Genomic DNA, 12194 nt, shown 5'->3' on the forward strand with positions numbered 1-12194 from the left:
GTTCAGCGCCCGAGTAGGCGACTTTTTTGCTCCGCGTACTCTTCGTCGGTCACGATGCCCTCGTCGCGCAGCTTGGCGAATTCGCGAAGCTCCGCGGCGACTCCGGTGACCACGGTCCTGGCCTCGGGCTGGGTTGTTTCGTTCGTACCGTCGACCGCCGGACTGTCACCTGCTGCGGCGCGGGCCGCCAACCGCGCCCCGTTGGGCACCGAGCCGCCCCGCATGCCGCGGATCGACATCGTTCCCGCCATGGCTCGCCCCGCCATGCCGCCTAGCGCCATCTGGCTGAGGGTGCCGCCCAAGCCGGTCTGGGGCGCCGGCCCGGCCTGCACGCCGGCGTTGGCCGGCAGGGCTGGCAGCGTCACCGCGATGGGACGGACCGCTGGTGTGGCGACGGTCCAGGTCGCCGGCACTGACAACATTCCGACTGGATTCGCTTCGCCTAGACCGGCCGAAATTCGCGGTACCGGCATCGTGCCCAGCGGGCGGTTGGTAAGCGGCGCCGGGAACTCTTTAACCGGCGCCGGCCCGCTGTTCGGCCAGGCTTCTTCGCCGTTCCAGCCACTGACGATGTCGTCGGTGTGCAGACCGCTGTTATAGCTGCCGATGTCCAAGGGAAGCGACACCAGGCCAAGAATGCTCAGCGGAGCGTCGACGGTGAGCTCGCCGATGTCGGCCGGCAAGTCCAGGAAGATGGAAATCAGGTCGGCCGCGATGTCGAGTGAGCTCATCGAGGACGTGGGCGCGGCCAGCGCGTTCGGAACCGCCGAGAATGCTTGCTGAGTCGAGGTCAGAATGCTTTGCGCGTTTCCGGCGGAAGTACGCGTCGCTTCGCCCACGGCTGCCGATTGGTCAGCTGGCCCCGCGGGATTCGTTTGCTGGCGCGGTGGGGTGAACGGCGTCAGTGTCGTCGCAGCTGATGAGGAGCTTGAGTAGCCGGACATCGCCACGGCGTCCATGGCCCACATTTCGGCGTACTGGGCTTCGGCGGTTGCGATCGCCGATGTGTTCTGTCCGAACACGTTCGTCGCGACCAGGCTCATCAGCAGGCTGCGGTTGGCCGCCACCTCCTGCGGCGGCACCGTCGCCGCGAATGCCGTCTGGTAGGCGCCGGCGGCCGCTTTGGCCTGACTAGCCGTCTGCTCGGCCTGCGCGGCAGTATCGCGCATCCACTGCACGTACGAAGCCGCGGTGGCGGCCATCTTCATCGACGAAGGACCTAGCCATTGCCCCGCGGTCAGCGCCGAGATCACCGATTGATACGAGTTCGCGGCCGAATCCAGTTCGCTGGCCAGTGCTTCCCACGCCGCCGCGGCCGCCAACAGCGGTCCCGATCCCGGGCCCGCATACATGCGGCCGGAATTGATTTCCGGCGGAAGTGTGGTGAAGTCCATTGTGCCTATTTCAGGCGATCCCCCGCGCGTTCAACTGCTCCTCGGGGCGCGAACACGAATCGGCGTCGGCGAGCTGGTCGCCTGAGGGCTGCCCCTTGCGCAGGGTCGCAATCAGTTCGCGGTACGGGCCGACGAGGTAAACGGTGTCGCCCGCACTGAGCCGGGCGTCGCGGCGGGGATGGAGACGGACCGGGGCGTCCTCCCGGGTGATGGCGATGACACGGGTCTGCGTGGACACCTCGAACATCTGCAGCCCGTCGAGCTCGCTGCCCGCCTGCACGTGCATGCCGCCCACGAGGAAAGATCGGTCACCGACCAGAAAGGTAGCCAACACCTGCAGGCCCATCGCCGCGCCGATGAACCAGGGTGCGGCCAATTCGACTGTGGAGCGCACGTTTTGGAAGCCGAACCGCTGCGCCACCGCCGAGCCCAGGTCGTGGTCGTACACGCGTAGCACTAGGGGGACGTCTTCCCACCGGTCCCCGTTCAGCGCTGTCTTGGAACTCAACATCTCGCGGAGCACGATCCCCGTCTCGATGTTGATCATGTCGTCGCGGGTCAGCACCGCCACGGCGCGGGCGGTCTCGACCCGGGCCGCTTCCAGCGTCTGCGGCAGGGTGGCATCCCCGAAGATGACCGGCACGTCGAGCTCGGCTGCCGTCGACAAAAACGGGTTGTTCTGGTCGCGCTCGATCACGGCCACGTCGTGACCGGCGGCGGTGAGATCGCTGACCACCCGAATGCCAAGCGCGCTCAACCCAACCACGATGATGTGGTTGCGCAGATGACGCGCGCGCGGCCGCCCTGACGACCAGACGAACCTGCGCGACAGCATCAGGTCCGCGACGAAGGCGACGAGCAATGCGGTGGTAGTGACGCCACCCAACATCAACATGGCGGCATACAACCGCAGCCACGTCGGTTGTTTGGCGAAGCTGAAGTCGCCGTAGCCGGTTGTCGTGATCGTTTCGTTGGTGAAGTAAAAGGCGTCAACCCAGGACATGCCGGGGTGCGTGTAGGACAGGTGCAGCAACGCCGTTGACCCGAGCACCAAGACCCCTAGGGTAATGATCACCGGATAGAAGGCGGGATTGACCTCGCTGGACAACGCCCGCGCGGCGTAGATCATGCGCCGCAACCGCGACTGACGAGAACGCGTTCTGGCCTCCCGCGGCTGGATGCCGCGAGCGGCCAACTCGTCGGTGGTGCCGATCATCGCCATCCAGTCGCCGGCGTCCACCGCCGCATCTCGGCCAGGGCACGCGACGACCTCACCGGGCGCAACGGAGTTCTGGCCCTTGACCATCGCCACCGGGGCGAGGTCACCGTAAATCTCGCGCAGGGTCGCGTCGTACGGCGCCTCGGCACCGAAGACGACGAAGCGCATGCCGGCCGCTACGAACGGGTGCGTGGTGCTCGCCAGGCAGGCCTCGACGACCGCCGGCGCCGCGAGGTCGGCCACGCCGAGAATCGAGCTGGGGCCGTGGTCGGCGGCCACCGCCTCCCGCAGCACGTCGTTGGCGATGCGAGCCACGATGCGAATGTTCGGATTGGCTTTGCGTGCCAGCAGGGCGATTTCGAGATTTACCGCGTCATCGACGCCGGCACAGACGACCGCCGCGGCGGTCGCGACACCGGCGTTAGCGAGCGCGTTCTTGACCCGGGCACCGGCGAGTTCGGAATCCCGGAGCCTGGCAACGTTGGCGCCCGCTCGTTTCAGCTCGTCGATGATCGTCGTCGCGAGCGCGTCATCACCGCTGACGATGACGCACTGGTTCATGCGGTGGCTCCCTCCGCGCAAGGTTGATTTGGGATTTGATCTCACACCCGTGCATCCGGGCGGTTATCTTTGCTGATCCTAACAGTCGCGAATCGTGCTGCGCCGCAGCCCAACACGAGCGCCCATACCGGAAATCAGCGGTTGGTGCGTTGAAACAACAAGTAGCGCATGGTATTTGAACCAAAATGCGAACGTCTTCCGGCAGCGTCCCCCCCGAGACACGCGCGCCGCTCCTGTGAGTGGTCGATCTCACATTGCTTAAAGTCCGTTGTGAGGTGTCTGCGCGGTGAACTGGCAATAAACATCGAATCTGTAACTTGCCTGTATGTCTTTGTTACGGCGGCATGACTTTCTTCAAAAGTGCTGTGAGAGTAACTGGCAACATCCTGTGGCATTTCGCGCCTGTCTGTGCAGAGGCCGCGGCGAGGTGGCGACAGAACAATATGGAGAGGCTACGCTTTTTGCGGGATTGGTCCACCTGGGGGTAAGGGAATTGTTCTGTGACAACACCTTTGGCTGACACGCATAAGGCATGGTCGTCGTTTTCCGACGTCTGTAAACGGGGCCTTCTCGGGAGGCCGATGATCAACGACCAGTTGCAGCACGAAAGGCTGTCCAACCCGGTCGCATTGGGCGTGCTGTCACCGGACGCAATCTCCTCGACCGCCTACGGTTCCGAGCAGATCATGATCGAACTCCTGCCGGCCGCCGGGATGGCCGCGTTCGCGTTGTTGCTCCCCATTACCGGTGTCATTCTCCTGATCCTGGTTCTGGTGGCCGCCTCTTACCGCCAGGTCGTCATGGTCTACACGCGGTCGGGTGGATCGTATGTGGTCGCTCGGGAGAACTTCGGTCCGCGAGTCGCGCAGATCGCCGCGGCGTCATTGCTGATCGACTACGTGGTCACGGTCGCCGTGCAGTGCGCCGCCGGCACCGTCGCCGTTGTCTCGGCGCTGCCCGCGCTCGGTCCGTACAGCCTGGAGATCACGGTCGGCGTCGTCCTGCTCATGTGCTTTGCGAATCTGCGCGGACTGCGCGAGGCGGGAATGCCCTTCGCCATGCCCACATTCGCCTTCGTGGCCATGGTGTCGTTGACAATCGTCGTCGGGATCATCCGCCAAGTGTTCGGCAACCTGCCGGTCTACGATCCCGAGCACATGGCGGGGGTGGTCTCGGTCCATCAGGGCAACGGGCTGGTGATGGGCGCGACGATCCTGGTGGTGCTGCGCGCGTTCGCCAACGGCGGCTCGTCGCTGACCGGGGTCGAGGCTATCTCCAATACCGTCAACAGTTTTCGCAAACCAGAAGGCCGTAACGCCCGTCGGGTCATGACGATCATGGCCTGCATCCTCGCCTTCCTGTTGGCCGGCGTGGCCTGGCTGGCGCACGCCACGCACGCCGCGCCGTATGTCGACGGCTACCCCTCCATGCTGTCCGAGATCGCGCGGGCGGTCTTCGGTCACGGATTGCTGGCCAACGTCCTGTATTTCCTGGTGCAGGCGTCGACCGCGGCGATCCTCTACACCGGCGGCAACACGAGCTTCAACGGCTTTCCCGCCCTGGCCAGCTTCGTCGCCGAGGACAGCTTCCTGCCTCGTCCCCTGATGAAACGCGGGCACCGCCTGGTGTTCTCCAACGGCATCCTCGCATTGACAGCCTTGTCGGTGGCGTTGCTCGTGCTCACCGGCGGATCGGTCGACGCGTTGGTGCCCTTCTACGCGATCGGGGTGTTCACCGGGTTCTCGATGGCCGGATACGGGATGACCAAGTACCACTTGAACAACCGCGGCCCGGGTTGGCGGCGCAAACTGCTGGTTAACCTCTCCGCGGGCATCCTGTCGACGATCGTGGTGGGCATCTTCGCGGTGGCCAAGTTCACCGAAGGCGCCTGGCTCATCGTCATCGTCTTCCCGGTCTTGGTGGCGGCGTTGATGCGACTCAACGCAAAGTACCGCGCCGAGGCGTCGGTGCTAGAGATGTCACACACGGAATCCCCTGTGCTGGAACGCTATGCGCGACATCGCGTCCTCGTCTTTGTCGACTCCGTTGACCTTGCCGAGATGGAGGCGCTGCGGTACGGCAACGGTCTGCACGCCGACGAAGTCACCGCCGTCCACTTCACACTGGACGCCATGAGCGCCGAGCGGTTGCGGCAACGGTGGGAGCGATTCGAGCACCACACCCCGCTGCGCATGGTCGGCTGCCCCGATCGTCACTTGAGCCGGGCCGCATACGAGCTGGTTTCGCAGGTGCTGGACAACCATCCCGACACCAAGGTGACGGTGCTACTGCCACGTCGTTCGTATTCGGCCCTGGTCGGTCGGCTGCTGCACGATCGCACGGCGGACAAGATCGCCCGTGCCGTCAGCCGTATCCCGGGCGCGGCCGCGCAGATCTTGCCGTACGACATCGACTCCCGCATCGCCGAGTTGACCCACGTCGGGTAGAGGAAGGCAACGTCGTGACGACAACATCTCGTGAAATCCCGCTGTCACTGGCGGATAAGTGCAAGCGGCTGTTCCTGGGGGAGCCGCTGACCACCGATCGGCTTGAGTCGGAACGGTTGTCGAATCCCGTTGCGCTGGGTGCGTTGGCCCCCGACGCGATCTCCTCGACGGCCTACGGGCCCGAGCAGATCATGGTCGAACTCTTGCCGTCGGCCGGGATGGCCGCGTTCACGCTGCTGCTGCCGATCACCGGCGTCATCTTGTTCATCCTGCTGCTGGTGTCCGCGTCCTACCGCCAGGTGGTGATGACCTATACCCGAGCGGGCGGCTCCTACTCCGTTGCCAAGGAGAACTTCGGCCCCCGAGTGGCGCAGATCGCCGCGGCAGCGCTGCTGATCGATTATGTCGTGACCGTCGCGGTCCAGCCCGCGGCGGCTACGGTGGCAGTGGTTTCCGCGATCCCGGCGCTGCGTCCGTACCACTTGGAAATCACGGTGCTGGCCGTGTTGTTGATATGCCTGGTTAATTTGCGCGGCTTGCGCCGCTCGGGTCGTGCCTTTGCATTGACGACCTGCGCCTTCGTCGCCATGATCACCGCGACGATTCTGACCGGCTTTGTTCGTGAAATGTTCTGGGGCTTACCGAAATACAATCCGGAGCATCTCGCGGGAGCCGTGCCCGTCCATCAGGGTAGCGGACTGGTGATGGGCGCGACGGTGTTGATCGTGTTGCGCGCGTTTGCCAATGGCGGCACCTCACTTACCGGTGTCGAAGCGGTATCCAACACAGTCGACGTCTTCCAGAAACCCGAGGGGCGCAACGCCCGTCGGGTGCTCACCCTGATGGCGTGCATCCTTGGGTTCCTGCTGGCAGGCGTGGCGTGGCTGGCGCACGTTACCCACGCCGTTCCCTATCTCGACGAATACCCGTCGATGTTGTCCGAAATTACCCGGGCGGTCTTTGGCCACGGGGCGTTCGGTCAGGTGATGTACCTACTGGTGCAGGCATCGACCGCGGCGATCCTGTTCACGGGGTGCAACACCAGCTTCAACGGCTTCCCCGCGTTGGCGAGTTTCGTTGCGGAGGACCGCTTTCTGCCGCGTCCGTTGACCAAGCGCGGCCATCGGCTGGTGTTCTCCAATGGGATCTTGACGCTCACCGCGCTCGCCGTGGCGCTGCTGATCATCACCGAAGCGAAAGTGACCGCGCTCGTGCCGTTCTTCGCCATCGGCGTGTTCACGGGATTCGCGATGGCCGGCTACGGCATGGCCAAGCATCATTTCACGCGTCGCGGCTCGGGTTGGCGACGCAAGCTCGTCGTCAACCTGTCGGCGGGCATCATGTCGACGGTCGTGGTCGGGATCTTCGCGGTGGCCAAGTTCACCGAAGGCGCGTGGCTGATCGTGCTCATCTTCCCGCTGCTGGTGTTGGCGTTGATGCGACTGAACGCGAAATACCGCGCCGAGGCGTCCGTTCTGGAGATGCCGCAGACCGACGACTTCGACGTCGCCCGGCATCCGCGACTGCGGGTGCTGGTGTTCGTGGACACGATCGATCTCGCCGAGATCGAGGCTGTACGACTCGGATACAGCCTGCACGCCGACGAACTCACCGCCGTCCACTTCGTGATCGACGTCGATCGCGCGACCCGGCTGCGCGAGCGCTGGGATCGCTTCGAGCACGACACCCCGCTGTGGTTGATCAACTGTCCCGATCGCCACTTGAGCCGTGCCGCACACGAATTAGTCTGCCGGGTGCTCAGAGACCATCCGGACAGCAGGGCGACGGTGTTGTTGCCGCGTCGCACGTACTCGCCGTTGCTCGGCCGGCTGCTGCACGACCGTTCTGCGGACAAGATGGCCCGCGCCGTCAGCCGCATCCGGGGCGCGACCGCCATCATCGTGCCCTACGACGTCGAGTCGCGGATAGCTCGAATTGCCCCTGACGGCCTCGACTCCCGGGCTGCTAAAACGATTGCGACTCCCGTCCTGAGCCTAGTGGAATAACTTGTGCCACAGCCGTTTCAGTGGTCACAAAGTGCCACCGACTACGCACGCTGCGGCACAACCGATAGCAACGACCTGACCTTCACGTGCGGTCCCCACCATCGCATGTTGCGACCGGGCGGCTGGAACATCCGAAAACGCCCCGAACAACTGCTCTTCGACGAGGACGACGACGCCGCCACGAGCTGAGCGCCCGCCGGGACACCGCCGGGTCAGCGATCGTCCGCGCGCGAACCCAAATGGACGGTCGCGAACCCGGTGCTCAGCGAGACATAGCGGGCATCGACGAAGCCCGCGGTCAGTATCGCCGCGCGCAGCTCGTCTCGCGACAGCCAGCTGCGAATGGAGTCGGAGGTGTAGTGATGGGCATCGCGATGCCAGGCGAAGGCCCAGCCCACCTTGGGCATCACACCGAAATACAGCAGGTCGTGGACGCCCTTCGCCGGCTTGGAGGTCGGCGTGCTGAAATCGAGCACCATCAACCGGCCGCCCGGCCGCAGCACCCGCCGGAACTCGCGTAGCGCCTGGATGCGGTCGACGACGTTGCGCAAGCCGAAGCCGATCGTGACCACGTCGAACGACTCGTCTGGGAACCGCAGCCCCATGGCGTCGCCCTCCTGGAAGTCGACGGGTCCCCGTCGCCGCCCCCGGGCGACCTCGAGCATCGGCACGCAGGAGTCGACGCCGACCACCTTGCCCTGCGGCCCGACCGCCGCCGCCTCCAGGAACGCCAGATCGCCCGTCCCGGTCGCGACGTCCAGCACTCGTTCACCTGGCCGCAGGGCGCAAAGCTGCATGGCCTGCCGCTTCCACATGCGATGCAGCCCCAACGTCCACACGTCGGTCATCACGTTGTAGCGCGTTGCCAGCGCCGAAAACAGCCCTTTGACGTAGGTGCTTTTGGCCTCGTCCGATTCGCTCCATCGCCCTGTGACCATCGTGAGCCTCCGCCTAACCGCCGGGTGCCGTTGCCGGGAACGTACCACGGCCAATCGCTGCTGGACAGCGACCGCGGACCCGGCTCAGTCGCCCAGCGTCGCCCTGAGGCACACGGTGACGTACGGCATCGCCAGGCCGGTCGAATTCGCCAGCGCCGGATGAGTGGCCAGCAGCTCGCGCACCTGCTCCAGGGTTCGGCTGCGCACGTCGGCCGGCGAGGTGATGCAGTAGCTGCGCGACGCCACCAGATCGATCAGTGCTTGCGGCGTCAGGTAATTCGTCCACTCGACTTGGTGGCGCTCGAGGCCGGTGAAGGGGGTGGGCAACTCGATGTCGAAGCGGCCCCCGTCGCCGTCGCTGCCGATGATCTGCCCCAACTCGCGCACCCAGCCCAGCCGTTCGTCGCGGGTGTTCCACACCAGGGCCAGTCGCCCGCCGGGCTGCAGCACCCGGGCCACTTCGGGGATGGCCCGCTCGGGATCCACCCAGTGCCACGCCTGGGCGACCAGCACCGCGTCAACGGTGTTGTCCTGCAACGGAATCTCCTCGGCGGTGCCCAGTAGCGCACGCGTTTCCGGCAGCGCGCCCCGCAGCACCTCGAGCATGTCCGGAATCGGGTCCACGGCCACCACGTCCAGGCCGCGCTCCACCAGCCGGGCGGTCAGTTTTCCGGTGCCCGCGCCCAGGTCCAGCACCCTGCGTGCCCCGCGTGGCAACAGCCAGTCGATCGCCTCGGGCGGATACGAGGGACGACCGCGCTCGTAGGCGGCCGCCGCCGAGCCGAAGGACAGGGAGCGGTCGTGTTGTGAGCGGGTCACCGCCGACACGCGCCTTCGTCCGTTTCGGTCTGCGAGGCCAATTGCAGTGTCTTGCGGACCAATTCGCCTACCGCGTCGGTCTCGACCAGGAAACCGTCGTGGCCGCAGACGGACTCGACGACTTGCAGCTCCGCACAGCCGGGCAGCAGCTCGGCCAGTTCCTCCTGCAGGCGCAGCGGGTAGAGCCGGTCGGACGTGATCCCACCGACCACGGCCGGCACCGGGCAGCGGCCCAGCGCCGTGGCGACCCCGCCGCGGCCGCGGCCGACATCGTGACTGTTCAGCGTCTCGGTCAGCGCGACGTAACTGCCGGCATCGAAACGGGCCAGGATCTTGTCGCCCTGGTGTTCCAGGTAGCTCTGCACGGCGTAGCGGCCGCCGGCGGCCGGGTCCTCGCCGGCCTGGCCGTCGTTGCCGAACCGGGTGTCGAGCTCGATCTCGCCGCGGTAGGTGAGGTGCGCGAAGCGGCGGGCGATCGTCAATCCGGCGTCGGGCCGGCGCCCGGTGTCGTGATAGTCGCCGCCCTGCCAATTCGGGTCGGCCTTGATCGCCGCGATCTGGGTGGTCTGGGTGCCGATCTGGTCGGCGGTGGCGCGTGCACCGACCGCGAGCAGCAGCCCCGCCCGGACCCGATCGGGGTGCCCGACCATCCATTCCAGAGCCCTTGCACCGCCCATGGATCCACCAACAACAGCGGCGACCCGATTGATTCCCAGCGCCTCCAGGGCCGCGATGTCGGCCTCCACCTGATCCCGCACGGTGATCAGCGGGAAGCGCGAGCCCCACGGCTTTCCGTCGCGGGCACGCGAGCTGGGCCCGGTCGAGCCGCGGCAACCGCCCAACACATTGGTGGCCACCGCACACCAGCGATCGGTGTCGATCGGCGCGCCGGGTCCGGCTATTCCGTCCCACCAGCCGGGGGTCGGATGCCCGGGCCCTGCCGGCCCGGTGATGTGCGAATCACCGGTCAGCGCATGCAAAACCACCACCACGTTGTCGCGCGTCGGCGACAACTCGCCCCAGCGCTGCACCGCGATGCAGACGTCGTCGATGACCGCGCCGCTCTTGGTCGTCAGCGAGCCGATGTCGACCAGGCCGATTTCGCCTTCGGCGGGCAGCGTTTGGGTGGGAACGTCGGAGATCGTCATGGCAGTGTCCCTCGGGGTCCCTCAGAAAGCCGCCGCGGTCTGCGGGTCACCACTGAACTTGCGGGCGGCGGCGAAACCGAGCTCCAGGTCGGCGAGGATGTCGTCGATGCCCTCGATCCCGACGGCCAGCCGCACCAACCCCGGGGTGACCCCGGTGGCCAGTTGCTCGGCGGGGCTGAGCTGGGCGTGCGTGGTCGACGCCGGGTGAATCACCAGCGACCGCACATCGCCGATGTTGGCGACGTGGCTGTGCAGCTGCAGCGCGTTCACGAACGCCTTGCCGGCCTCGATGCCGCCCGACAGCTCGAACGCCAGCACGGCCCCGGTTCCCTTGGGCGCCAGCTTCTTTGCGCGCTCATGCCACGGCGAGCTGGGCAGCCCCGCGTAGTTGACCGACAACACGCCTTGATCAGACTCTCGGCGGCCCTCGAGGAATTCGGCGACCCGCTGCGCGTTGGCGACGTGGCGCTCGATGCGCAGGCTCAGCGTCTCCAGCCCTTGGGCCACCAGGAACGCGTTGAACGGCGCGGCGGCCGAACCGAGATCGCGCAGCAACTGCACGCGAGCCTTGAGCGCATACGCCGGCGGTCCAAGCTCGGCGAAGACCACGCCGTGGTAGCTGGGGTCGGGTGTGGTGAAACCGGGGAAGCGGCCCTGCGTCCAGTCGAACGTGCCGCCGTCCACGATGACGCCGGCGATCGCCGTGCCGTGGCCGCCGAGGTACTTAGTGGCCGAGTGCACGACGACGTCGGCGCCGTGCCGGAAGGGCTGGATCAGGTACGGCGTGGCGATGGTGTTGTCGACGATCAGCGGTACGCCGTTGGCGTGAGCCACCCCGGAGACCCCGGGGATGTCCAGCACATCGATCTGCGGGTTGGAGATAGTCTCGGCGAAGAACGCCTTGGTGTTGGGGCGCACCGCGGCCTGCCACGAATCCAGGTCGTCGGGGTCCTCGACGAAGCTGACCTCGATGCCGAGCTTGGCCAGCGAGTAGTGGAACAGGTTGTAGGTGCCGCCGTAGAGCCGCGGACTCGACACAATGTGATCCCCGGCACATGCGAGGTTCAATATGGCGAATGTCTCAGCGGCCTGTCCGGAGGACAGAAACAGCGCGGCCACGCCGCCCTCGAGCGCGGCGATGCGCTGCTCGACGACGTCGGTGGTCGGGTTGCCGATGCGGGTGTAGATGTTGCCCGGCACCTCCAGGCCGAAGAGGGCGGCGGCGTGCGCGGTGTCGTCGAAGGTGTACGAGGTGGTCTGGTAGATCGGTAGGGCGCGTGCGTGGGTGGCCGAATCGGGTTGCTGGCCAGCGTGCACCTGCTTGGTTTCGAACGACCAATGCTCGGTCGGATCGGTCGCGTTATCGCTGTCGTCGCTCATGGGAATCTTCCCCTGTCTGGCTCAGGGGCCCGTCATGGCGGACCCGCGCTTGCCGGATAGCCGGTCATTTGGCTACTCAACCTGGTCATCACCCGGGGCACCCCACCGCGGTTGGAGGGTTGCCGGCCAGCAAGCCGGGGCTTGATGCTGGCGCTCATGACCATTACGGAGACTATCTTACTGTGCTGACTCGACGCCAATACAGCTTGATAACGTGGCAACTACAAGGCTGAGCCCCCAGGGATCTGACCAATCTGGACAATGTTGACGCCGGGAGAGGGA

7 protein-coding genes, 2 pseudogenes and 1 riboswitch are annotated in these 12194 nt (G+C 66.0%); of the genes and pseudogenes, 3 read left to right on the forward strand and 6 right to left on the reverse strand.

Features of this window, described 5'->3' with window-relative positions; all coding sequences use genetic code 11:
* Positions 1-2: 2 nt before the first annotated feature.
* Both MSG_RS05330 and MSG_RS05335 read right to left on the reverse strand, forming a co-directional pair.
* On the reverse strand, positions 3-1394 hold the full coding sequence (locus tag MSG_RS05330; protein WP_096437706.1) for a PPE family protein, SVP subgroup: 1392 nt from the start codon (positions 1392-1394) through the stop codon (positions 3-5).
* Positions 1395-1404: 10 nt separating this feature from the next.
* On the reverse strand, positions 1405-3174 hold the full coding sequence (locus MSG_RS05335) for an NAD-binding protein (protein WP_096437708.1): 1770 nt from the start codon (positions 3172-3174) through the stop codon (positions 1405-1407).
* A 512-nt stretch (positions 3175-3686) separates the two neighbouring features.
* Between MSG_RS05335 and MSG_RS05340 the strand changes: the two are divergent.
* From MSG_RS05340 to MSG_RS26285, 3 genes and pseudogenes are all read left to right on the forward strand, one after another.
* Positions 3687-5603: pseudogene (locus MSG_RS05340) on the forward strand (APC family permease); the annotation flags it as partial.
* A gap of 32 nt (positions 5604-5635) precedes the next feature.
* Complete coding sequence (locus MSG_RS05345; protein ID WP_096437712.1) at positions 5636-7627, forward strand: APC family permease; 1992 nt, start codon at positions 5636-5638, stop codon at positions 7625-7627.
* Between the two features lie 36 nt (positions 7628-7663).
* Positions 7664-7816: pseudogene (locus MSG_RS26285) on the forward strand (HNH endonuclease signature motif containing protein); the annotation flags it as partial.
* 23 nt (positions 7817-7839) lie between these two features.
* Here the strand turns inward: MSG_RS26285 and MSG_RS05355 are convergent.
* The 4 genes from MSG_RS05355 to MSG_RS05370 all read right to left on the reverse strand — a co-directional run bounded on the left by MSG_RS05355 (position 7840) and on the right by MSG_RS05370 (position 11912).
* Positions 7840-8565: a ubiquinone/menaquinone biosynthesis methyltransferase gene (locus MSG_RS05355; RefSeq protein WP_096437714.1), complete on the reverse strand. Its 726-nt coding sequence runs from the start codon at positions 8563-8565 to the stop codon at positions 7840-7842.
* A gap of 84 nt (positions 8566-8649) precedes the next feature.
* Positions 8650-9384, reverse strand: coding sequence for a class I SAM-dependent methyltransferase (locus tag MSG_RS05360; protein ID WP_096444100.1), 735 nt, complete (start codon positions 9382-9384; stop codon positions 8650-8652).
* The gene (gene metX / locus MSG_RS05365) at positions 9381-10532 is read right to left on the reverse strand and encodes a homoserine O-acetyltransferase MetX (RefSeq protein ID WP_096437716.1); all 1152 of its coding nucleotides are present in this window, start codon (positions 10530-10532) and stop codon (positions 9381-9383) included. Before metX ends, MSG_RS05360 begins: the two co-directional genes overlap by 4 nt.
* Before the next feature lie 21 nt (positions 10533-10553).
* A complete protein-coding gene (locus MSG_RS05370; protein ID WP_096437717.1) occupies positions 10554-11912 on the reverse strand; it encodes a bifunctional o-acetylhomoserine/o-acetylserine sulfhydrylase in 1359 nt (452 codons plus the stop codon).
* A 40-nt stretch (positions 11913-11952) separates the two neighbouring features.
* A riboswitch (SAM riboswitch) is annotated at positions 11953-12074 on the reverse strand.
* Between the last annotated feature and the right edge of the window lie 120 nt (positions 12075-12194).

The sequence above is a fragment of the Mycobacterium shigaense genome (assembly GCF_002356315.1).
GTDB classification, from domain to species: Bacteria; Actinomycetota; Actinomycetes; order Mycobacteriales; family Mycobacteriaceae; genus Mycobacterium; species Mycobacterium shigaense.

Coding starts and splice junctions, on each gene's coding strand:
- MSG_RS05335 (WP_096437708.1), bottom strand. CDS start 3,174: ATGAACCAGTGCGTCATCGTCAGCGGTGATGACGCGCTCGCGACGACG.
- metX (WP_096437716.1), bottom strand. CDS start 10,532: ATGACGATCTCCGACGTTCCCACCCAAACGCTGCCCGCCGAAGGCGAA.
- MSG_RS05330 (WP_096437706.1), bottom strand. CDS start 1,394: ATGGACTTCACCACACTTCCGCCGGAAATCAATTCCGGCCGCATGTAT.
- MSG_RS05355 (WP_096437714.1), bottom strand. CDS start 8,565: ATGGTCACAGGGCGATGGAGCGAATCGGACGAGGCCAAAAGCACCTAC.
- MSG_RS05370 (WP_096437717.1), bottom strand. CDS start 11,912: ATGAGCGACGACAGCGATAACGCGACCGATCCGACCGAGCATTGGTCG.